Below are 20989 nucleotides of genomic sequence, written 5' to 3'. Positions count from 1 at the left end.
GAAACAAGCACTTACCAAAGAATTTCAGGAGGCAAGATGGAAACGCGAAGGCGCTCCATAGTTAAGGCCGTGATCTGGAACATCCTCGGGCTGGCCACGATGACGCTGGTGGGGCTGATTGCCACCGGGTCGGTCAAGGCGGGCGGGATGATGGCGCTGGTCAATACCGGCATCGGGTTTACGGTCTACCTTTTCTATGAGCGCGCCTGGGCCAAGATCAACTGGGGGCGCAGCCATGTCTGAGCGCTGCAGCGAATATATGCCGCGGGGCGTGGAATGGGGCACCCTGGGGCTGATCCTTGCCTGCCACGGCGGCTGGCTGGCGGCGCTGTGGCTGCTGCCTGAGGTCAGCCTGGGGCTGACGGTGCTGGCGCTGGGGGTGATGGCAGCGCTGCATTCCTCGCTGACCCATGAGGCGCTGCACGGGCATCCGTTCCGCAGCCGCCGGCTGAATGAGGCGCTGATGTTCTTTCCGCTCAGCCTGGCGATCCCCTATGGCCGGTTCCGCGACACTCATCTGGCGCATCACGAGGATGAGGCGCTGACCGACCCCTATGACGATCCGGAAAGCAATTTCCAGGATCCGGGCGTGTGGGCGGGGTTGCCGGGCTGGCGCAGGATGCTCTTGCGGGTGAACAACACGCTCTTGGGCCGGGTGGTGCTGGGGCCGCTGATCGGGCAGCTCTGCTTCATGGCGGGCGATTGGCGTCTGATGCGTAATGGGCAGCCGGGGATTGCCCGCGACTGGGCGCTGCACGGAGTCGGCTTGGCGGCGGTGATCTGGGTGGTGCTGCAGTCGCCTGCGCCCTTGTGGACTGCCGTTGCCGGAGCCTATATCGGTCTCGGCCTGCTGAAGATCCGTACTTTCCTGGAGCACCGCGCGCATGAAACCGCCCGCGGTCGAACCGTGGTGATTGAGGACAAGGGGCCGCTGGCCTTGCTGTTCCTGAACAACAACCTGCATATCGTGCACCACATGCATCCGGGCGTGCCCTGGCATGCGCTGCCGCAGCTCTACCAGGCGCGCCGGGCGGAGTTCCTGGCGGCCAATGACGGCTACGTCTACCGCAACTACCTGCAGATTTTCCGCAACTACCTGCTGCGGGCCAAGGATCCGGTGCCGCATCCGCTCTGGCAGCAGGGGGAATAAAGGCGCATAAGCGCAGGCATGTTTGCCTGGATCCCCGTTTCCATAGCCGCTGCCAGCTTTCAGACCGTGCGCTTTATGCTGCAGAAGGTCCTAAGCAGCGTGACCCTGTCGCCGGGCGGAGCCACTTTCGCCCGGTTTGTCTATTCTGCGCCCTTCATCCTGGCCGGGCTTGTCGCCTATCTGGCGGTGTCGGGACGGAGCCTGCCGGAACTGGGCGCGAAATTCTGGATGTTTGCCGCAATCGGCGGCACCGCGCAGATCCTTGCCACCGTCTGCGTGGTGGCCCTGTTCAAGCAGCGCAACTTTGCGGTCGGCATCACCTTCAAGAAGACCGAAGTCATTCAGACCGCCATCGTCGGGCTGGCGGTGCTGGGCGATCCTGTCAGCCTTGGCGGCTGGGCGGCGATCCTGATCGGGCTGGCCGCCGTTCTGGTGCTGTCCAAGACCCCGGATGCAGCAGGCCCCTGGTGGCGGCATCTGACCAACCGTGCCTCGCAGCTGGGGCTGGGGTCGGGGGTGCTGTTTGCCTTTTCCGCGGTCAGCTATCGCGGTGCCTCGCTGCAGCTGGTGGAGCTGGAGCCGATGTTCCGCGCGGGCGTGACGCTGGCCGCAGTGGTCTGTCTGCAGACGCTGTTCATGGCTTTTTGGCTGGGCCTGCGCGAGAAGGGCGAAATTGCCCGGGTCTGGGCCGCGCGCAAGGTGGCGGTCTGGGTCGGGCTCACGAGCATGGGGGGCTCTTTCTGCTGGTTCTGGGCCTTTACGCTGCAAAACGCCGCCTATGTAAAGGCGGTGGGGCAGGTGGAGCTGCTGCTGTCGCTGCTGGCATCCGTGCTGTTCTTCAAGGAAAAGGTCACGGGCCGCGAACTAACGGGCATGGGGCTGCTGGTGGTGTCGATCCTGGTGCTGGTGCTGGCCCTTTGAGGCGCCGGGCCCGCGGCAGGGCAGCCGGAATTCTGCGAGAATTCCGGCTCGGAAAACACGTGTTTTCCGGAACGTTTCCCGCGCCGGGAAACGTTACCCGTCGGCGGGCATCGGGTAGCCCTTGAGGCGCAGGAACAGGCTGGCCTCGTCGTTGTTGTGGAAATAGGGCACGCTCTGCGGCGGCTCAGCGTCGCGGACGCGGGCGGTGACTTCGGCCAGCACCACCTCAGTGATGAAGGGCAGGTCGAAGCTGCGAACCTGGCTGAGCGGGATCCATTGCAGGTGCGACAGCTCATCCGCGGCGCGGGAAAAGTCATCAAGGTCGCCGGTGATCTGGTCCGCATCGACCAGAAAGAAACGCGCATCGAAGCGGCGCGGGCGGCCCGGCGGGGTCAGAGCGCGGAACACGAACTGTATGGCGCGCGCTGAGGGGACATGGCCGGTGGCGGCAAAGCTTTGCCAGTCTTCCGGTATGTCACCGCTCCAGTTGCCTGGCTCGCCCAGGATCAGGCCGGTTTCCTCCCACAACTCACGCACGGCAGCGACGCTCAGGGCGTGGTGCAAGCCATCCGGCGCCTTGTCGGCAAGGCGGTCCTGGCAAACCGGGGAAATCGGCGAAGCGAGCGGGACATCCGCATCCGCCACGTCCACCGCGCCGCCGGGAAAGACGAACTTGTTTGGCATGAAAGCGGCCTTGGCGCCGCGCTGGCCCATTAGCACCTGCGGGTCATCGGACATCCGGCCGCGCATGGCAATCACGGTTGCCGCGTTGCGGATCGCGGTCTTGTCAGTGGTGGTTTCGCCGCTCAGAAACGTTACGCTCATCGTGTTACTGCCCTTGTCCTGCCGGGGTGTCCTTGCCAAAGCCGTGCATCCGCCGCGCCCATTGGTAGGCGATGACGATCCCCTTCATCCGCGGCAGAAGATAGAGGGAAGACGCCAGGCAGCCAATCGAGAATACCGTGAACATCACCAGCGGCTCCGGCCGCCAGGAGAAATAGACCACATGCATCATGGGCGCCATGATGTGGCCGACGATCAGGATGGTGAGGTAGGCGGGGCCGTCATCGGCGCGCGCATGGGTGAGGTCGAGGCCGCAGGTGCTGCAGCGCGTGTTCACCTTGAGATAGGAATGCAGGAGTTTTCCCTTGCCGCATTCGGGGCAGCGGCAGCGCCAGCCCTTGGCCAGGGCGGGCATGGTCGGGCGGTCGGGCTCTGTGCCGGGTGCCGTCGCGGCGGGGGACTCGGTCATGGAAATATCCTGTGTGCTGGGCACATCTTTGCGCGCTTCAGGCGGGGGCGAAAGGGGAAAGCCCGGTTTATGCGCCGGTTTGCCGCAACGGGACGGCGGCAGAAACTTTTTTCGCATTTCTGCGACGGAAGCGCGGGGGTGGGGCGTTTTTTCTGTGCATCGGGCAGCAAGAGGCTGCCGCAGGACAAAGGAAAGACGACATGAAACACGTCAAATTCATCGCCCTGATCGTGGCCGCTGCAGGTATGACCGCTGGCAGCGCGGCTCTGGCCAAGGGTTTTGGCCATCACGGGGCCGGAATGTCCTTTGAGGAGATAGACGCGGATGGCAACGGTGAGGTTAGCAAGGCCGAGATCGAGGCCATGAAGGACGCCCGTTTCGCCAAGGCGGATGCCGATGGCGACGGCAAGCTGACGCTGGAAGAAATGCAGGCACATGCGCAGGCACGGGCAAGTGAGCACGCAGCGCACATGCTAGAACGCTTTGACAAGGATGGCGATGGCGCGTTGAGTAAGGACGAGATGCCGCAGCCGCGCCGGGCGGGCAGGATGTTCGACCGGATGGACGCCGACGGCAGCGGCGGCATCTCCAAGGAAGAGTTTGAAGAGGCCCGGGCGCGTCACGGCGGCAAGCGGTGGCATGGCCACGGGGATGAAACGGAGCAGAACTGATCGCTGAGGCGTGCTGCAACAGGCGGACATACCGCGGCGCCGGCCACCTGATGGGGGGGCGGCAGCCATGAACGCAGCGGCGGGGGAGGCCTCCGATGATGCGCTTCTGGTGCTGTATGCCAATGGCGACAGCCGGGCGGCGGCAGAGCTGACCGCGCGGCTGGGGCCGCGGGTCTTTGGTGTGGCGATGCGGGTGATGGGGATCCGCGCCGAGGCCGAGGACGTGACCCAGGAGGCGATGCTGCGCCTGTGGAAGATGGCACCGGAGTGGCGGCCGGGCGAGGCGCAGGTCTCGACCTGGCTTTACCGGGTGGCGATGAACCTGTGCATCGACCGCAAGCGGCGCACCCGTGGCGGGTATGTGGATCTTGACGCGATGCCGGAGCCGCCGGATCCGGGCCGCTCGGCCGCGGAGCAGCTGCAGGACGGCGCCCGGCGGGATGCGCTGCAGGCAGCCTTGATGCAATTGCCGGAGCGGCAGCGTCAGGCGGTGGTGCTGCGGCACCTGGAAGAGCTTTCCAACCCGGAGATTGCCGGGATCATGGACATCAGCACCGAGGCGGTGGAAAGTCTCACCGCCCGGGGCAAACGGGCGCTGGCTGCGGCCTTGGCCGGGCGGCGCGAAGAGTTGGGGTATAGCGATGGCTGAGACGGACAAATCACTGCAGGAGCTGGACGGCCTGTTTGCTGAGGCGCAAAATGAGCCGCCCGCGCTGCCGGATCATCTGAGCGCCGCCATTCTGGCGGATGCGGCGCGTGTGCAGCCGGGCGGCCAGCCCGCGGAACCTGCCCGGGCGGCGCGGCAGCCGCTGTGGCGCCAATTGGCAGAGGCGCTGGGCGGCTGGCCGGCGCTGGGCGGGCTGGCTGCGGCCAGTGCAGCGGGCCTGTGGATCGGCTTGGCGCCACCCTCGTTCATGCCGGATCCGGCGGCGCTGGCCGGATTTGAGGACAGCAGCACCGCCTTTGCGGACGGCAGTTATGACATGGCGCTGATGCTGAGCGAGGATTTGCAATGACTGCGGAGGCAAAACCCAAGATGAAGCTGTGGCTGAAGCTGCTGCTGGCGGGATCGCTGGCGCTGAACCTCGCGGTGATCGGTATCGCGGCCGGAGCGGCCTGGCGGTTCAGCGGCAAGGAAAGGCACTGGCAGCGGCCTCCGTCTGTGGGGGCGATGATTTTCCGCGAGCTGGACCGGGATACCCGCAAGGCGCTGCGGCAGCGGGCGGGCGGCGATCACGGCAGCTATTTCAAGCGCCGTCATGCAGAAGGTGAGGCGGTCATTGCGGCCCTGCGAAGCGAGGACTTCGATGCTGGCGCATTGCTGGCAATGCTGCAGGGGCAGGCAGAGGCGCGTCATGCCTTCCACAGCAGCGTGCAGGAGGCCTGGGTGCGAAAGCTGGAGCGGATGGCACCGGAAGAGCGGGCGGCGTTTGCGGACCGTATGGAGACACGGATGCAGCAGGCGGGGAAGTACTGGCACCGCAAGCGGGAAGGGCGGGACTGACCTGCCTGCTGCGGGTCCTGCCCCAAGTAAACCTGACGTAAATAAAAAGGCAGCCCTGATGGCTGCCTTTTCCGCAGAAACGCAAGCGGATGGGGCGGCTCAGGCGGCCTCTGTGCGCTCCGGCGTCAGGGTCACCTGGTTGCGGCCCGCGTTCTTGGCGTCATAAAGCGCCTGGTCCGCCTTTTCGACCAGTGCCGCAGTGCTGCCGCCATGGCCTGCGCCGCCCATCACCGCGCCGACACTGATCGTGACCCTGACCGGACCGGCGGCGCCCGGTAGCTGGAACGGGGTGCTGTTGATCGCATTGCACAGGGCAATGGCCGCCAGGCCGGCCTTTGCCTCGGTGGCGCCGGGCAGCACTGCCATGAATTCCTCGCCGCCGACGCGGGCCAGCAGGTCTGCGGGCCCCAGCACCGCCTGCATGCGGCGGGCGGCCTCGATCAGCACGGCATCGCCCGCCGGGTGGCCATAGACATCATTGATCCGCTTGAAGTGGTCGAGATCGGCCAGCATGACAGCGAATTTCTCGCCGGTCTCAGAAGCTGAATGCGCCACCCGGTCCAGGAAGGGTTTGGCATATCGACGGTTGTAAAGGCCGGTCATCGGGTCCAGATTTGCAGCGCGCAGGCCATTGCGGACACTGTCGCGGAGCCGGTCTTTGCGGGCTTTGTGCTGCAGCTGCGTGTTCAGGCGCAGGGCAAGCTCCTCAACATCGAACCCGCTCTGCAGAACGTCGTGGGCGCCGCGGTCCAGCGCCTCTGCCGCGATATGCGGATCGGCGGGGTTGGGCACAGCAATCACCACCGATTTGCGGGTGGCCGCGCGGGCGCGCAGGTCGGCCAGAAGGCGCAGGCCGGGGCCGGCCGATGCCTCGTTCAGCTCAATGATGATGGCATCCGCCACAGGCGCCTGCATCAGGCCCTGAATGTCGCTGATGGCATGGGTGCGAAGCGCATAGGGCAGGGCGGGCGAGAGACGGTCTCGCCAGGCCATGGCGGTGCGCGGATCCTCGGCCACCAGGGCCACGGCGGCATTGCGCAGGCTCTCGGCGCCGGCGCGGTCGCACAGCGGCAGGATGAAGCCCTGCGAAGCGTCGCGCTGCAGGTTCAGCTCCTCGCTGGCGCTGCGTGCGCGCAGCAGGCTGCGGATGCGGGCCTGCAGGATCACGTCGTCCACCGGCTTCTGCAGCACATCGTCAATGCCAGCGGCCAGCGCCTGCAGCCGCGCCTGCTGGCCTTCCCAGTCGGAAACCGCAATCACCGGCAGATCGGCCAGCGCTTCATCTGCCGCCAGCGTGCGTTTGACATCTGCGGCGGTGCCATCGGGCAGCGACATCGCTGTGAGCACAAGGTCAGGGCGGCAGGTGCGGGCGGCCTGCAGCACCTCTGCCACGCAACCGGCCTGCACGGCATCGTAGTAGGCAGCCGCCAGCTGCACCTTCAGCATGATGCGGTTGGTGGAGACGCCGTCGATGACCAGGATAGTGCCTTGCACGCGGTATCCTTTCGCCCCTTGCAAATCCTATGATTTCCAATTTTGCTGAGACTGGTTAAAAAAACCTTTCAGATTTTTACTAAATTGGCTGCAATGCGGCAGGAGTGTGGAGAACATGCGGATTTCCGCTGATGGAGCAGAGACACTGGCGCTGAAGGCTTTGGCCTGGCTGGCTGCAAATGACGAGCTGTTACCGGTTTTTCTGGGTGCCACAGGCGCCAGCGAAGCGGATCTGCGGGCGCAGGCGGCGGAACCGGCATTCCTTGGCTCGGTGCTTGATTTTCTGACGATGGACGACACTTGGGTGATGCAGTTCTGCGATGCCGAGGGGCTGGCCTATGAGATGCCGATGCAGGCACGTATGTCGCTTCCGGGCGGTGAACAGGTGAACTGGACTTGAGAATGGCGTGGAGCGGCCCTAGGGTCGGCTCAAATTTCAGCGGATGAGGACCCGCCATGCCGGTAGACGCTTTCCTGTTCGACAAGGACGGAACCCTGTTCGACTTCGCCGCCACCTGGGACAGCTGGGCGGCAGATTTGCTTGAAACCCTGTCGCAAGGGAACTTTTCCAGTAAGAAAGCAATGGCCAAGGCGATCAGCTATGATCTGGAGCGTGCGGCGTTCAACCCGGACAGCCTGGTGATTGCCAGCTCCAACGACGAGGTGGCTGAAGCGCTTGCACCTTATGTCGCGCACATGAGCCTTGCCGAGCTTACAGAGTATCTTGCCCAGAGCGCATCAGCTGCAGATCTGGCACCGGCGGTGCCGCTGGCGGCGTTCCTTGACGGGCTGCTGGCGCGCGGCAAGGTGCTGGGGGTGATGACCAATGATGCCGAGGTTTCCGCCAGGAGCCAGCTGCAGCGGGCCGGTGTGCTGGACCGTTTTGCCTTTGTTGCGGGGTGCGACAGCGGCCACGGCGCCAAGCCGGACCCGGACCCGCTGCTGGCGTTCTGCAAGGCCGCGGGCGTGTCTCCGGACCGGACCGCCATGGTTGGCGACAGCCGCCATGACATGGAAGCGGGCGCTGCGGCCGGGATGCAGCGGATAGCTGTGCTGACCGGCATGGCCCTGCGCGAGGAGCTGCTGCCGCACGCCGATATCGTGCTGCCCGACATCGGCTATATCCCCGGCTGGCTGGACAGCTGAGGCCCTGGTATCCCGCTGCTGATTCCCGCAATTCCACAGGGGCGTGAGCAGTCCGCCGGCGCACTGCCCTTGTGCGCCGGCTTTTTTATGTGCCAGACTGGGCACAAGTGTACAGAAATGCTCCGCTCCGGCGCTTGATGCGGAGAAAACGACAGGCGGGGTCGTGAACGGACAGGTTCAGATACGCGGGAATGGCGCAGTGTTTGCCTGTCAGCACGTGGCAATTCGGACCCAGGGGAGGGCGGCATGGCAGAGACAGGCACACACAAACGGCGCGGCGGAGGCAGGGCGGGCGCGGCAGCCCGGCGCGGCAGTGCAGTTCTGGAGCAGATGCCCTGGAACCCGCCCCGCAACATCGACCGCCCCATTGAGCCGCTGAGCGAGGAAGGGGTGCAGGCCATCCACGATGGCGCCATGCGAATCCTCGAAGAGATCGGCATCCAGTTTTTCAACGAGGAAGCGCTTGGAATCTTCAAGCAGGCGGGGGTGAAGGTTGAGGGCGACCTGGTCCGGATGGACCGGGAATTTGTCATGGAAATGGTGGCGAAAGCGCCGCGGGAATGGACCCTCACCCCGCGCAACCCGGAGCGCAAGATCACTGTCGGCGGCGATGTGATGCTGTTCGGAAACGTGTCCTCGCCGCCCAACTACTGGGATCTGGAGCAGAACAAGAAGACAGCGGGCACCCGCGAGCAATGCCGCAACCTGCTGAAACTGACCCAGTATTTTAACTGCATCCACTTTGCCGGCGGCTACCCGGTGGAGCCGGTGGACATCCACGCCTCGGTGCGCCATCTGGATGTGCTCTATGACAAGCTGACGCTGACAGACAAGGCGATGCATGCCTACAGCCTGGGCAAGGAGCGGGTCGAGGACGTGATGGAGATGGTCCGTATCGCGGGCGGCCACAGCCATGAGGAGTTTGATGCCAGCCCGAAGATGTACACCAACATCAATTCCACCTCGCCGCTGAAGCATGATGAGCCGATGATCGATGGTTCACTGCGGCTGTGCCGCCGGGGCCAGGGAGTGGTGGTGACGCCCTTCACGCTGGCAGGCGCAATGGCGCCGGTGACGATGGCGGGAGCGGTCGCGCAATCCATAGCGGAATCGCTGTGCGCGATCGCGCTGTTCCAGTACGTGGTGCCGGGCTGCCCGGTGGCGATCGGCACATTCACCTCCAATGTGGACATGAAATCCGGTGCGCCTGCCTTTGGCACCCCGGAATACATGCGCTCAACCCAGATGACCGGCCAGATGGCGCGCTTTTATGGCCTGCCGATGCGGGCCTCCGGCGTCTGTGCGGCCAATGTTCCGGACGGGCAGGCGATGTGGGAGACCTCCAACTCGCTTTGGTCCGCGGTGCAGTCAGGCGCCAACATGATCTATCACGCGGCCGGCTGGCTGGAGGGCGGCCTGATCGCCAGCCCTGAGAAGTTCATCATGGACTGCGAAGTGCTGCAAATGATCCAGCGCTACATGGACCCGGCGGTCAATGCCACCGGTCCGGACGAAATCGCCCTGGATGCGATCCGGGAGGTTGGCAACGATGGCCATTTCTTTGGAATCCAGCACACCCAGGACCGCTACACCACGGCGTTCTACCAGCCGTTTCTGAGCGATTGGCGCAACTTTGAGGCCTGGGAGGCCGCGGGCGCAACCTGGACCGCGGAGCGCGCTCACAAGATGTTTAAAGAGATCATCGGTTCCTTCGAGGAGCCGCCAATGGATGCGGCGATCCGGGACGAGCTGGCGGATTTCGTGGCCCGGCGCAAGGCTGAGGGCGGGGCGCCCACCGATTTCTGAATCTTACTGCCGTGGTTGCAAAAGCGGAGGCCGGGCCTCCGCTTTTTTGCATTCTCCGGCCGGGTGGTGAAAATCCGCCGGGGGAGGGCGGCGGAGGGTGCCGCGGGCTTGCCACTGCCGCCGGGCAGGTACAGTAGTGCAGCCAGGCCGTCCGCGCGCAAGAGGTTGGCGGGCGCTCCGGTTAGGCTATAATGGCGGGGCTTTGCGCAAAATTGCTGGTGAGATTGAGAGTGCAGGTTTCGTGCTAGGGGAAGAAAAAGCAGGATTTTCAGGCGCCGGAAGCTCAACTGACCTGCTTTGTTGTGCCTTTCTTAACCAGCGCGCGTCAAGACTGTGGCATAGGCAAAGAGGGGCCATTGCATGCACGGTCTGATCAACAGGGCGATTCAGGCTTTTGTGACGAGTACCTACGGGGCGGACCGCTGGGAAGAGGTCATGGAGCAGGCCGGACTCGGTTTCACCGAGTTCGAAGCAATGCTGTATTACACCGAGGAACAATCCGGCAGCATGCTGACCGCGATGGAGACAGTGCTTGCCCGGCCGCTGCCGGAAATGCTGGAAGATATGGGCACCTTCCTGGTGTCGAACCCGCAGGTGGAGGCACTGCGGCGGCTGTTGCGCTTTGGCGGCGTGACCTATGTGGAATTCCTGCATTCCCTGGATGACCTGCCGGACCGCGCCAGGCTGGCAGTGTCCGATCTGCATTTGCCAGGGCTGGAGCTGCTGGAACAAGCGCAGGATCAGTTTGAGTTGATCTGCCAGCCGGGGCTGCCAGGATATGCACATGTCCTGATGGGGGTTCTGAGGGCGATGGCGGATGATTACGGCGACCTGGTCTTTCTGGATCACAGCGGCACCCACGGTGGTGCCGAAGTGATTTCCATCACCCTGGTTGAAACCAAATTCGCTGCCGGGCGGGAATTTGACTTGGGGGCTCATTCGTTATGATGACACTCCCGCAGCTGACTGGAATGGCAGATGTCATTTGCCCGATGTTTGTGATCGTTGATCACAAGGGGCGGATCGTTTCGGCTGGCCCGACTCTGAAGAAGCTGCGCCCGCAGCTGACCTGGGAAGGGCGGCGGTTTTTCCGGGTGTTTGACCTGTCCAGGCCGCGGTCGGTCCGGTCAGTGGAAGATCTGCTGGCCTCCGCGGGCAGCAAGCTGCATTTGCAGTTCCGGGATTTGCCGCAGACCGGGCTCAAAGGGGTATGCACACCGCTGCCGGACGGCCAGGGCGCTTTCCTGAACCTGTCCTTCGGCATTTCGGTGCTGGAGGCCGTGCGCGACTACGACCTGACAAGCGCCGATTTCTCGCCTACGGACCTGACCATCGAGATGCTGTATCTGGTTGAGGCGAAATCTGCCGCGATGGAAGCGTCGCGCCAGCTGAACCTGCGGCTGCAAGGGGCCAAGATCGCCGCCGAAGAGCAGGCCTTCACCGACACTTTGACCGGGCTCAAAAACCGCCGGGCAATGGACCATATCCTGGCACGGCTGATCAGCAGCGGCCGCGAGTTCGCGCTGATGCATCTGGATCTGGATTTCTTCAAACAGGTCAATGACACGCTGGGCCATGCTGCTGGGGATGCGGTGCTGCAGCAGGCAGCCCGGATCATGGTGGAATGCACCCGCCAGTCAGACACGGTGGCCCGTGTCGGCGGTGATGAATTTGTGATGATCCTTGAGGGGGTTCTGGATACCAGCAGGCTTGCCGCGATTGCCAAGCGGCTGATTCAGCGGCTGGAGGAACCGGTGCCGTTCGGCGGCCAAAGCTGCCGGATTTCCGCCAGCGCAGGCACGACGCTGTCCACTTGGCAAAAGGCGCCGGATGCGCAGGAGTTGCTGAACCAGGCTGACCTGGCGCTTTATGCTGCCAAGCGCGCCGGGCGGGCGCAGCATTGCTTCTACCGCGAGGGGATGGAGAAGACTGGCGGGACCGCCTCGGGGGGGGAGGCGTCTGCCAGCCCCGTTGCTGCCCGCGGCCCTGCTAAGTGACACAGGCTGCACGAGTTCAGGGAGAAGGCGGCGCGGCAGGTCTGCCCTTTTGGTGAGCGGGCCAGGTGTGCAACGGCGCAGCACCTCCGGCTCCTGCCTGCCGGCTTACCTTTGACGCTGTCTGCTTGGAAACCCGGGCCGGAGCATGGATGCTCAATCTGGCCAATTCTGCTCCCGCTGTTCTGCCGGAAGGAAGTGTCATTGCAAGAACGGGAGAAAGTGGCAGCCCGTAGGGGAATCGAACCCCTCTTTCCAGGTTGAAAACCTGGCGTCCTAACCGATAGACGAACGGGCCACTCTGTGTGTGAGGCGCTGTTTACTGATTGCGCCGCGCGGGCGCAAGGGGCTTTTTGCAGAAATGCGAAGATTTTTCTCCTGCCGGGTGTGCAGGCTAAATCCATATAAAAAAACAATAATCACCATGGCTGAAGGGCAGCCGCAAAGGTGCATTGCCTGGAGCAGTTTGGAATTTCCCTTTAGAAATCCGGTTTTCCGGTTTTGCTTGCGATGGAGCAGCGCCGTTCTCTGGTTCTTGTGGTTTGCGGATTCGCGGGCGATGCCGCACGGATGCGGGCGTGCGGCTGGCCTGGCCCGGAGATTTGGCGGCTTAAGCTAAGACAGAGCCACTGCGCCCCATGATTTTGCAGAAACAGCAGGAGCCGCAAGCGGCTTTGCCTGCTTGAGGTCGGCAGCGAACGAAGCGCAAGCCCGGTATCCGGCAGGGCTGCCGCGGCGGCCAGATGCTGCATTCCGGGCGTTTCCAATCCTTTTCCTGCAAGAGTTCTGCCGATGCGAGGCCAATTTTCAACCGGCTCGCTTTTTTGCTCAAAAGACCTCTTGCGACGGACCGCCGAAGGATGGTAAGCGCGGTTTCACAGCTCGGCGCCCCTATAGCTCAGCTGGTAGAGCAACTGATTTGTAATCAGTAGGTCCGCGGTTCGAGTCCGTGTGGGGGCACCAAATCTTCCATAAGTTACAACATCTTACAGCGGATCGAGCGAGCGCGCTCCTATTGCGCTCGGAAGCCTGTAGGCGCTATGTAAGCAAGATTTTTCAAGTTGCTTACAAAGCGCTCACCTAAATCACCACCGGCAGATTCTGAAGTTTGCCGATTATCCGGTCCAGGTCTTTGCGGGTGTCTGCGTTTTCTGTGCCGTACCTGTAAGCACGGCCAATCCGCTTCAGTGTGAAAATGTCCATTGGCGAAAAGCCATGCTCCATTAGCGTAGCTACGTGCTGCTTCGGCAGCCACTCCATCAGATCAGCGAAATAGTCACGCAGTTCTCCAATGCTCGCGTCGTGTTCCAGAGGGCGGGGGAAATTCATAGAGGCGCTCATAGGATTATGCTGTGCCGGATCACCACTCTGACCGCGGCAGCCAATACCTGTCGATCAAATACACAGAGAGGTTGGGCGAAGCTGGTATCGAGCCCTCTGTCGGCAGCGTCGGGGACAGCTATGAGTTCAAGCAGCTCCGCGCAGAGGATCAAATGATCCGGGGGATCATTTGAGTGCGCAGAACGCTCTGGCCGAGACGATCAACGGCTTGTTCAAAGCCGAGGTCATTCATCGCCGCGGCCCTTGGCGCAGCTTCGAGGCAGTGGAATACGCAACACTCGAATGGGTGGATTGGTTTAATAACCGCGGTCTGCTTGAGCCTATCGGGAACATTCCGCCGGCAGACGCAGAGGCCAATTTCTACGCCGCTCTGGAAACTGAGGATATTGCCGCGTAACTAACTGAAATCAGCCTCCGGCAAACCCGGTGCGGTTCAGTCTGATCTAGCGAGTGGAACGCCATTGGTCCGAGAGGCAATGGCGAGGGGCACCGAACTGACCAGCAACGCGATCCTGAAATGGCAGCAGGACCGGCAGGCCGAATGGCACTACATCGCGCCCGGCAAACCGATGCAGAACGGCTTCGTAGAGAGCTTCAATGGCCGCCTTCGGGATGAGTGCATGAACGAGCACTTGTTTGCGAGCCTGCGCCATGCCCGTCACCTGATCCACGCCTGGCGCGACGACTACAATCACCACAGCCCGCATTCGAGCCTCGACGGGCTCACCCTGCGGGAGTATCGCCAATGGTCAAGAGAGGACCAAACCCTGAACAGAGCTAACTGAAAAACGCGGACTCTAAGGGGAGTACGTCAACGGCCACTGTTGCCGAAACAGGTCTGGGCGATCCACGCGCGGCTCGAACTGTCGGTCAACCTGCGCGATCTTGCGCTTTTCAATGTGGCTATCGACAGCAAACTGGGAGGATGCGATCTGGTGAAACTGGCGGTTGCTGATCTGGTCAAGGATGACCGCGTGCGGGAGCGAGTTTCTGTGATTCAGAGCAAGTCCAAGCGGTCCGTTCAATTCGAACTGACTGAAAACACGCGCGAAACTGTCCTGGCTTGGGTCAAGTCCCCCGAGATGTTTGCGTGCCAGTTCATGTTCCCGAGCCGGTTCCATGACCGCCCGCACATCTCGACGCGCCAGTACAGTCGGCTCGTCCGCGACTGGGTGACGGCGATTGGTTTAGAACCGAGCGGGTACGGCACCCATTCGCTTCGCAGGACGAAAGCGGCCGAAGTTTACCGAAAGACCGGCAATCTTCGCGCAGTTCAGCTGCTCCTTGGTCACATCAAAGTGGACAGCACCGTGCGCTACCTTGGCGTTGAGCTGGAAGATGCTCTGAGCATTGCCGAGCAAATCGGCATTTGAGCCACGTTGGCGGACGGCATGTGCCGTTCGCCAATCCAGACCGGACTCGCGTTCGCGGCGCAGCGGTGGTTCTGATGAGCCCAACTTGCTCTTTGGGTTTTCTCGCTGCGTGTGTTCGCAGCACGCTGGATACCGCAGATGCAGAAAAGTACGCGCTGCCCCGCGGCGTTCAAAGCGGCCATTGATCGACGTTGCTGCATAGGTTGATCAAAGAAGGATCAAAGTGCGGGAGTAAGTAGACCTTCGCTACGCTTGCAGCGCTGAACTCCCATTTTAACAGCTTTCGGAAGAAACGGAAAATTCTGAAGGAGCTGAATTCTTCTGACAAATCAGATCGGAAGCGTCATGCCCACCTTGGTGCGCTCCATCGCAACTGAGGTGCGAAACCGGCGGACATTGGAATTTTCGAAGAACAGGCGGTGGGTCAGGGCCTCAAAGTCCTGCATGTCCTGGGCAGCGCAGATCAGGATGAAATCGGCATCACCGGTCACATAGTAGCATTGCTGCACCTGAGGCTCTGCCTTGGCGCGTTTGCGGAAGTGGTCCAGCTGATCCAGCGTTTCACGGTCCAGTTCCACCAGCACGATAAAAGTCATCTTATAGTCAAATCGGGCCGGGTTGAGGATCGCGACCTCTTGCTGGATCAGATCAGACTCCCGCAGTTTCTTGAGACGACGCTGAACCGAAGGCACCGAAAGGGCGCATTCCTGCGCCAGCTTTTCCAGTCCGATTCGGCAATCTTTCTGAACCAGGCGCAGAATTGTCAGGTCTGCTTCATTCAAATCCGCTGCGGTGAAAGATGCCATTATGAAACCTGCTGAATGAGAGAATTATTCTCAACAGTACCAGCTTCAATGCAAAATTCAAATTGTGGACGTGTGGTAAATTTTCTCTATGACACAGCCAGATCCGCTCAACTTTGCACCGAACTTCGAACGTGCCCAGGAATTTTTCCGGGCGCAGGAGAATTACGAAGCCTCACCGCTTCGCGAACTCAGCGGCCCGGACGGCGTGACCGTCCGGGCCAAGGATGAAACAGGCCGGATGGGCCTGGGTGCTTTCAAAGCGCTTGGCGCGCCTTATGCGGTGGCCCGGATCCTGCAACAGGCTTGGGAGCAGAAGACCGGCGAAACCCTGACGCTGGAGCGGCTGAACGACGCCGACATCCGTGCCTTTGCCGCCACCCATACCTTTGTCTGCGCCAGTGCAGGCAACCATGGAATGGGCGTTGCTGCTGGTGCCCGCGCGATGGGCGCCAAGGCCCGCATCCATCTGGCAAAAACCGTCCCAGAGAGCTTTGCCGAACGGCTGCGCGGCCTCGGTGCCGAGGTGGTGCGCTCCGGCGATGTCTATGATGTGAGCGTTGCTGCGGCGATTGCTGACGCAGGCGAGAGCGGTGCCGTGCTGCTGGCTGACGGCACCTGGGAAGGCTACACCGAGATCCCAAAATGGGTGATGGAAGGCTACTGCGTCATTGCCGAGGAGATGCGGGCCGAATTCGAAACCTCTGGCAGCTGGCCAACACATGTCTACCTGCAGGCAGGTGTCGGCGGCTTGGCCGCGGCGATGGCCTATATGATCCGCCATAACTGGGCCGAGCAGCCCGAGCTGATTGTTGTTGAGCCGGAAGCGGCAGCCTGCCTGCAAGCAAGCCACAACGCCGGTGCACCTACCCGCGCCGACGGCCCGGACTCCAGCATGGGGCGGCTCGACTGCAAAGAGCCCTCGATCGTGGCCTGGTACGCGCTGGAAAAGGCTGGTGTGTCCTATGTGACATTATCGGAAGAAGAAGGTGAGACCGCGGCCAGCGCAGTCTCTACCCTTGGCGTCGAAACCACCCCTTCGGGTGCAGCCGGATACGGCGCGCTGAGCAAAGGGGCACCAGTTCCTGATCAAGGCAAGGCATTCCGCCCCCTTGTGATTATTTCGGAAGGCGCCGCATAAGCGGCGCAGGAGAGGACTATCCAAATGACTAACTTCACCCGCAAGCTGCTGTCATCAGCAGTGCTGATCGTCGGCTTGGCAACAACAGCAGTCGCGGACACCTGGAAATTCGCGTCTGAGGAAGATAAAGGCGACGTCCAAGACATCTTTGCCCAAGCCTTTGCCGACAGCATCAAAGAGCAGTCGGGAGGCGACATCAAGGTGCGCATCTATTACTATGGCCAGCTGGGCACAGAAAATGACATCGTCGAGCTGACCTCCAAGGGCACCGTGCAATTCGTGTCCGTCGGAACCGGCCACCTCGGCTCTTATGTGCCTGAGGCGCAGGTTCTGGACCTGCCCTATGTGCTGGGCGGCGACACTGACGTGATCCGCAAGGTGCTGACCACCAGCCCGACCATCTATGATGGGCTGAGCGAGAAGTTCGAAAAGGTGAACCTCAAGCTGCTGACCATGATTTCCGAAGGCGAGATGGCCTGGGGCGCAAACAAACCGATCCGCTCCCCGGAAGATTTCGATGGTCAGAAAGTTCGCACCTTTACCTCGACGATTCCGGTAGAAACCTACAAGGCCTTTGGTGCCAACCCGACGCCGCTGTCCTGGGGCGAGGTCTATGGCGCACTGCAGCTGAAGACCGTCGATGGCATGGTGAACCCGGTCTACTTCATCTACAACGCCAAGTGGCATGAAGTGCAGGACTACCTGATCTTCCCGGGCCAGCAGCCCTATGTCGGCACCGTATCGACCAACAGCGAATGGTTCAGCGGTCTCCCGGTCGAGCAGCAGGACATGGTCCGCACGGCAATCGCTGCTGCGGAACAAGCTGCGCATGACTACCAGATCTCAATCAACGCCGAGAATATGGAGAAGATCAAGGCAGAGCGCCCGGACCTGGAAGTCGTGGTGCTGACCGAGGAAGAGCGCGCCGTCTTCGAAGAACTGAGCGCCAGCCTGCATGAAACCTTCTATACTGTTGTCGAAAACGCCTACGGCGATTCAGAGAAAGCCAGCGCCCGCGATGGCGCCAAGGCGATCCTGGAAGGCGTGCTGGCGGACGTAGCGGCAGCCGACTAATCTGGCTTGCTGAAACTGGAGGGCGCGGCTTCCCGCAGAGGGAGGACCGCGCCCTTCCTTGGAGCGCGCGCGCTTGCGGCGCGCGGGGGAGAAAGACATGAAAACCCTGCTGCTTGCGCTGAGCAAAAGCACCGAGTTCATCGAAAAGACCGTCATCATCCTGGCGATCCTTCTTATGATGCTGAATTCCACCGCCAACGCCATCGGCCGCTATGGCTTTGGCAAGAGCCTGTTTTTCTCGGAAGAGCTGAACCAGTTCCTGATTGTTGCGGTGACCTTCGTCGGGTTTGCTTATGCGGTCCGCAAAGGGCGCAATATCCGCATGACAGCAGCCTATGACTTACTGCCGCCGCGCGGGCGCAAGATGCTGATGATGCTGATCACCTGCACCACCAGCGTGCTCTTGATGTTCCTGGCCTATCAGGCGGTGTTCTATGTGCTGGAAATCAAGGCGGTGAACCGGTTGAGCCCGGCGCTGCAGTTCCCGGTCTACATCATCTATTCCGTGATCCCGATCGGCCTGGCTATGGCCGGGCTGCAGTATCTGATCGCCTTTATGATGAACCTCACCCACGAAGGAACCTGGCTGTCCTACGAGGTTGAGGAAAGCGAAGCCGAAGAGATCGGGGTCTGAGATGGATTTTCTGAACGATATCTTCGCGGGCGAGCTGGATACCTATGTCATCACAGCCGCATTGGTGGTGCCGATGGTGCTGCTGTTGTTCCTCAGCTATCCAATGGTGGTGCCACTGGTGGTGGCGACGCTGATCGGCCTCGTTCATTTCTCGCAAAGCGACACCGGCGTGGTGATCCAGCAGATGGTGACTGGTATTTCTCCCAACGCGCTGATTGCGGTGCCGATGTTCATTCTGGCCGCCGACATCATGGCTCGCGGCCACACCGCCAACAACCTTCTGGGGCTGATCCAGGCCTATGTCGGCCACCGCCGTGCCGGCCTGCCGATCACCGCCTGCATCGCCTGCACGCTGTTCGGCTCGGTCTCGGGTTCCACCCAGGCCACGGTGGTATCGATCGGTCAGATCATGCGGCCGCGGCTGCTGAAGGCCGGCTACAAGGACAGCTTTGTCATGGCGCTGATCATCAACGCCAGCGACATTGCCTTTCTGATCCCGCCCAGCATCGGCATGATCCTTTACGGCACGCTGGCCAACACCAGCGTCGGCGAGCTGTTCATCGCAGGCATCGGCCCGGGCATCGTTCTGGCGCTGTTGTTCTCGGTCTACTGCTACTTCTACAGCGTATGGCAGGGCGACCTGATCTCATTGGTCCCCAAAGCCTCAGGCGCGGAACGGCGGGCGGCGATCAGGAAGGCGATCCTGCCGCTTGGCTTTCCTGTGCTGATCGTTGGCGGCATCTATTCCGGCGCGGTGACACCAACCGAGGCCGCATCCTTTTCGGTGCTTTATGCGCTGATCGTGGAATGTGTGATCTACAGAGAGCTCAAGCTGGACGATGTGCTGGATTCCGCACTTAGCACCGGCCTGATTACTGCAGTTGTCTTCATTCTTGTGGGGGCCGGTCAGGCGTTCTCCTGGTACATTTCTTTTGAACAGGTGCCGCAGGGGCTGCTGGAACCGCTCAACCTCGAAGGCGCCTCGCACGAATACATCCTGTTCATCATCGCGCTGTGCTTCTTTGTAGGCTGCATGTTTGTTGACTCACTGGTGGTGCTGGTGATCCTGACGCCGATCTTCGTGCCCATTATCGACGTCTCCGGCCTAGATCCGGTGCTGGTGGGCGTCATGATCACACTGCAGATGGCGATCGGTTCGGCCACTCCGCCATTCGGCTGCGATATCTTCACTGCAATTGCGATCTTCAACAAACCATATCTTCAGGTTATCCGAGGTACCCTGCCGTTCTTCTTAATCCTGGCTCTGATGACGGCGCTGCTGATCTACGTGCCGGAGATTGCCCTGTTCTTAAGGGACTTGGCAGCCCTGTAGAACCGGGCTTCAATCCTTAGGCTCAGGCCCCATTGATTTCCGCTTGGCGGCGTGATTCACGGTTCGGAAAACGATTGGTGAACATGTCTGATCTTCTCTGGCTAACGGACACGCAAATGGCACGTCTGGAGCCCTTTTTTCCAAAGTCGCACGGCAAACCTCGTGTTGATGATCGGCGCGTGTTGAGCGGTATTATCTTCATCAATCGCAATGGCCTAAGGTGCGCGACGCCCCAGCGGCATAGGGGCCGCACAAGACGCTCTACAATCGTTGGAAGCGGTGGAGCGACAAGGGCATCTTCGCCGAGATGATGATGGGATTGGCGTCTGATCACGGCTAGACGAAAACTGTGATGATTGACGCCACCTGCCTGAAGGCTCATCGCACGGCGTCCAGTCTGGGCGTGAAAAAGGGGGGTCGTGGCCGTCTGATCCCTTGCCCGGCAGGGCATTGCGCAGCAATGTCCCGAGAGGGGGCGCACCAAAGGCGGCATGAACACAAAGCTGTACGCCATCTGCGACAGCCAAGGGCGCCCACCGAACCTCTTTGTGACAGCTGGTCAGGTCAGCGATTACATCGGCGCACGGGCTCTCGTTGGCAGCCTGCCAAAAGTAGATTGGCTGCTCGGAGATCGTGGGTGCGACGCCGATTGGTTCAGAGAAGCGTTGAAAGCCAAAGGGATACGCGCCTGCATACCCGGTCGAAAACAGCGGAAGAAACCTGTGAAGTACGACAAGCGTCGCTACAAACGGCGCAACCTGATCGAAATCATGTTCGGCAGGCTGAAGGATTGGCGGCGGGTCGCGACCCGCCACGACAGATGCCCAAAGGTCTTCCTGTCAGCCAGCGCGCTGGCGGCAATCGTCACTTGCTGGCTATCAGTCCTGAGCCTACGGTACCAGAGCGTTGTGAAGCTCGACACCCCCAAGGCTCCCATCAGCTTTGTTCGCATCCATGCGACTTCGGCCACGGCACGTTTGAGATCCTCTTCCAAATCAGGATCAACAACCAAAGTTCCTTGGTTGAGGTGTTTGGCGATTTGGTTGAGGTTATTGGCCTGACGAGTTTGACCGAGGCCTGCAAGCACTTCGGCAAGTACCTGTTGCTCCGCAACAGGTGGTTTTCGCCGGCTACGATACTTGGGAGCTTCGTCGGCCAAAACCACGGATTTGATTTTGGATGCCAGAGGCATCCACCCCCGGCTTGGGCTTCAAGTTTCTGGCGTTCCTCAGGCGTAAGGCGGAGTGAGAACGGGGCAGGACGGCTCATGGCTTCGGCCTCCGCAAAATATTCCTGTCATCTTTGAGGATGTCGTTCCAACGTGCGAGTTCCTCAAACACCTCTTCGAAATC

The 20989-nt window shown here is 61.5% G+C and carries 22 protein-coding genes, 2 tRNA genes and 5 pseudogenes; 21 read left to right on the top strand and 8 right to left on the bottom strand.

Going from position 1 to position 20989, the window contains the following annotated elements; genetic code table 11:
- Window positions 1–36: 36 nt before the first annotated feature.
- The 3 genes from K3725_RS13085 to K3725_RS13075 are packed head-to-tail and all read left to right on the top strand — an operon-like array spanning window position 37 to window position 2071.
- The gene (locus K3725_RS13085; protein WP_260015757.1) at window positions 37–243 is read left to right on the top strand and encodes a DUF2061 domain-containing protein; all 207 of its coding nucleotides are present in this window, start codon (window positions 37–39) and stop codon (window positions 241–243) included.
- On the top strand, window positions 236–1150 hold the full coding sequence (locus K3725_RS13080) for a fatty acid desaturase (RefSeq protein ID WP_260015756.1): 915 nt from the start codon (window positions 236–238) through the stop codon (window positions 1148–1150). The genes K3725_RS13085 and K3725_RS13080 overlap by 8 nt, the downstream gene beginning before the upstream one ends.
- An 18-nt stretch (window positions 1151–1168) precedes the next feature.
- Window positions 1169–2071: an EamA family transporter gene (locus tag K3725_RS13075; RefSeq protein ID WP_260015755.1), complete on the top strand. Its 903-nt coding sequence runs from the start codon at window positions 1169–1171 to the stop codon at window positions 2069–2071.
- A 93-nt stretch (window positions 2072–2164) separates the two neighbouring features.
- On the opposite strand, the gene K3725_RS13070 is transcribed toward K3725_RS13075, so the two are convergent.
- Together K3725_RS13070 and K3725_RS13065 are read right to left on the bottom strand one after the other, a co-directional pair.
- Complete coding sequence (locus tag K3725_RS13070) at window positions 2165–2896, bottom strand: NUDIX hydrolase (protein ID WP_260015754.1); 732 nt, start codon at window positions 2894–2896, stop codon at window positions 2165–2167.
- A gap of 4 nt (window positions 2897–2900) precedes the next feature.
- The gene (locus K3725_RS13065) at window positions 2901–3323 is read right to left on the bottom strand and encodes a DUF983 domain-containing protein (protein ID WP_260015753.1); all 423 of its coding nucleotides are present in this window, start codon (window positions 3321–3323) and stop codon (window positions 2901–2903) included.
- 200 nt (window positions 3324–3523) lie between these two features.
- Here K3725_RS13065 and K3725_RS13060 point away from each other — a divergent pair, with 200 nt between their 5' ends.
- From K3725_RS13060 to K3725_RS13045, 4 genes are all read left to right on the top strand, one after another.
- A complete protein-coding gene (locus tag K3725_RS13060; protein WP_260015752.1) occupies window positions 3524–3994 on the top strand; it encodes an EF-hand domain-containing protein in 471 nt (156 codons plus the stop codon).
- Between the two features lie 67 nt (window positions 3995–4061).
- Complete coding sequence (locus K3725_RS13055) at window positions 4062–4643, top strand: RNA polymerase sigma factor (protein ID WP_260015751.1); 582 nt, start codon at window positions 4062–4064, stop codon at window positions 4641–4643.
- Entirely contained in the window at window positions 4636–5010 is a 375-nt protein-coding gene (locus tag K3725_RS13050; protein ID WP_260015750.1) for a hypothetical protein, read from the top strand. Before K3725_RS13055 ends, K3725_RS13050 begins: the two co-directional genes overlap by 8 nt.
- Window positions 5007–5498: a periplasmic heavy metal sensor gene (locus K3725_RS13045; protein ID WP_260015749.1), complete on the top strand. Its 492-nt coding sequence runs from the start codon at window positions 5007–5009 to the stop codon at window positions 5496–5498. Before K3725_RS13050 ends, K3725_RS13045 begins: the two co-directional genes overlap by 4 nt.
- A gap of 99 nt (window positions 5499–5597) precedes the next feature.
- Here K3725_RS13045 and K3725_RS13040 read toward each other — a convergent pair whose 3' ends face one another.
- Window positions 5598–6992 (bottom strand): diguanylate cyclase domain-containing protein, encoded by a 1395-nt coding sequence (locus tag K3725_RS13040; protein ID WP_260015748.1) that lies wholly within the window; start codon window positions 6990–6992, stop codon window positions 5598–5600.
- Between the two features lie 115 nt (window positions 6993–7107).
- Between K3725_RS13040 and K3725_RS13035 the strand changes: the two genes are divergently transcribed.
- The 5 genes from K3725_RS13035 (at window position 7108) to K3725_RS13015 (ending at window position 11941) form a co-directional block, all read left to right on the top strand.
- Window positions 7108–7392 carry a DUF3572 domain-containing protein gene (locus K3725_RS13035; protein ID WP_260015747.1) on the top strand — a complete coding sequence of 95 codons (285 nt, stop codon included), beginning with the start codon at window positions 7108–7110 and terminating at the stop codon, window positions 7390–7392.
- Between the two features lie 56 nt (window positions 7393–7448).
- Window positions 7449–8138 (top strand): HAD family hydrolase, encoded by a 690-nt coding sequence (locus K3725_RS13030; protein WP_260015746.1) that lies wholly within the window; start codon window positions 7449–7451, stop codon window positions 8136–8138.
- Between the two features lie 246 nt (window positions 8139–8384).
- Window positions 8385–9944: a trimethylamine methyltransferase family protein gene (locus tag K3725_RS13025; RefSeq protein WP_260015745.1), complete on the top strand. Its 1560-nt coding sequence runs from the start codon at window positions 8385–8387 to the stop codon at window positions 9942–9944.
- A 360-nt stretch (window positions 9945–10304) separates the two neighbouring features.
- Complete coding sequence (locus K3725_RS13020) at window positions 10305–10892, top strand: heme NO-binding domain-containing protein (protein ID WP_260015744.1); 588 nt, start codon at window positions 10305–10307, stop codon at window positions 10890–10892.
- Window positions 10889–11941, top strand: a complete 1053-nt coding sequence (locus K3725_RS13015) for a GGDEF domain-containing protein (RefSeq protein ID WP_260015743.1) — start codon at window positions 10889–10891, stop codon at window positions 11939–11941. The genes K3725_RS13020 and K3725_RS13015 overlap by 4 nt, the downstream gene beginning before the upstream one ends.
- A 220-nt stretch (window positions 11942–12161) precedes the next feature.
- Here K3725_RS13015 and K3725_RS13010 read toward each other — a convergent pair.
- Both K3725_RS13010 and K3725_RS13005 read right to left on the bottom strand, forming a co-directional pair.
- Window positions 12162–12236: transfer RNA gene (locus tag K3725_RS13010), tRNA-Glu, on the bottom strand.
- Window positions 12237–12417: 181 nt separating this feature from the next.
- The gene (locus K3725_RS13005; protein ID WP_260015742.1) at window positions 12418–12690 is read right to left on the bottom strand and encodes a hypothetical protein; all 273 of its coding nucleotides are present in this window, start codon (window positions 12688–12690) and stop codon (window positions 12418–12420) included.
- Between the two features lie 135 nt (window positions 12691–12825).
- On the opposite strand from K3725_RS13005, the gene K3725_RS13000 reads away from it, so the two are divergent.
- A tRNA-Thr gene (locus K3725_RS13000) sits at window positions 12826–12901 on the top strand.
- Between the two features lie 117 nt (window positions 12902–13018).
- On the opposite strand, the gene K3725_RS12995 is transcribed toward K3725_RS13000, so the two are convergent.
- Entirely contained in the window at window positions 13019–13267 is a 249-nt protein-coding gene (locus tag K3725_RS12995; protein WP_260015741.1) for a hypothetical protein, read from the bottom strand.
- Between the two features lie 32 nt (window positions 13268–13299).
- On the opposite strand from K3725_RS12995, the pseudogene K3725_RS12990 reads away from it, so the two are divergent.
- From K3725_RS12990 to K3725_RS12980, 3 pseudogenes are all read left to right on the top strand, one after another.
- Window positions 13300–13676, top strand: a pseudogene (locus K3725_RS12990) (hypothetical protein); the annotation flags it as partial.
- A gap of 19 nt (window positions 13677–13695) precedes the next feature.
- Window positions 13696–14064: pseudogene (locus tag K3725_RS12985) on the top strand (transposase); the annotation flags it as partial.
- 24 nt (window positions 14065–14088) lie between these two features.
- Window positions 14089–14652, top strand: a pseudogene (locus K3725_RS12980) (tyrosine-type recombinase/integrase); the annotation flags it as partial.
- 329 nt (window positions 14653–14981) lie between these two features.
- On the opposite strand, the gene K3725_RS12975 reads toward K3725_RS12980, so the two are convergent.
- Window positions 14982–15458, bottom strand: a complete 477-nt coding sequence (locus tag K3725_RS12975; protein WP_260015740.1) for an Lrp/AsnC family transcriptional regulator — start codon at window positions 15456–15458, stop codon at window positions 14982–14984.
- 88 nt (window positions 15459–15546) lie between these two features.
- Between K3725_RS12975 and K3725_RS12970 the strand changes: the two genes are divergently transcribed.
- From K3725_RS12970 to K3725_RS12950, 5 genes and pseudogenes are all read left to right on the top strand, one after another.
- Window positions 15547–16596 carry a diaminopropionate ammonia-lyase gene (locus K3725_RS12970; protein ID WP_260015739.1) on the top strand — a complete coding sequence of 350 codons (1050 nt, stop codon included), beginning with the start codon at window positions 15547–15549 and terminating at the stop codon, window positions 16594–16596.
- Window positions 16597–16620: 24 nt separating this feature from the next.
- Window positions 16621–17670: a TRAP transporter substrate-binding protein DctP gene (gene dctP / locus K3725_RS12965; protein ID WP_260015738.1), complete on the top strand. Its 1050-nt coding sequence runs from the start codon at window positions 16621–16623 to the stop codon at window positions 17668–17670.
- Window positions 17671–17767: 97 nt separating this feature from the next.
- Window positions 17768–18304 carry a TRAP transporter small permease gene (locus K3725_RS12960; RefSeq protein ID WP_260015737.1) on the top strand — a complete coding sequence of 179 codons (537 nt, stop codon included), beginning with the start codon at window positions 17768–17770 and terminating at the stop codon, window positions 18302–18304.
- 1 nt (window position 18305) lies between these two features.
- Complete coding sequence (locus K3725_RS12955) at window positions 18306–19637, top strand: TRAP transporter large permease (protein ID WP_260015736.1); 1332 nt, start codon at window positions 18306–18308, stop codon at window positions 19635–19637.
- Window positions 19638–19720: 83 nt separating this feature from the next.
- Window positions 19721–20515: pseudogene (locus tag K3725_RS12950) on the top strand (IS5 family transposase); the annotation flags it as partial.
- Window positions 20516–20640: 125 nt separating this feature from the next.
- Here K3725_RS12950 and K3725_RS12945 read toward each other — a convergent pair.
- Window positions 20641–20829: pseudogene (locus K3725_RS12945) on the bottom strand (hypothetical protein); the annotation flags it as partial.
- Between the last annotated feature and the right edge of the window lie 160 nt (window positions 20830–20989).

This window comes from Leisingera sp. S132 (assembly GCF_025144465.1).
In the GTDB taxonomy this organism is placed as follows: Bacteria; Pseudomonadota; Alphaproteobacteria; order Rhodobacterales; family Rhodobacteraceae; genus Leisingera.
This window is presented reverse-complemented; position numbering and strand designations above follow the sequence as displayed.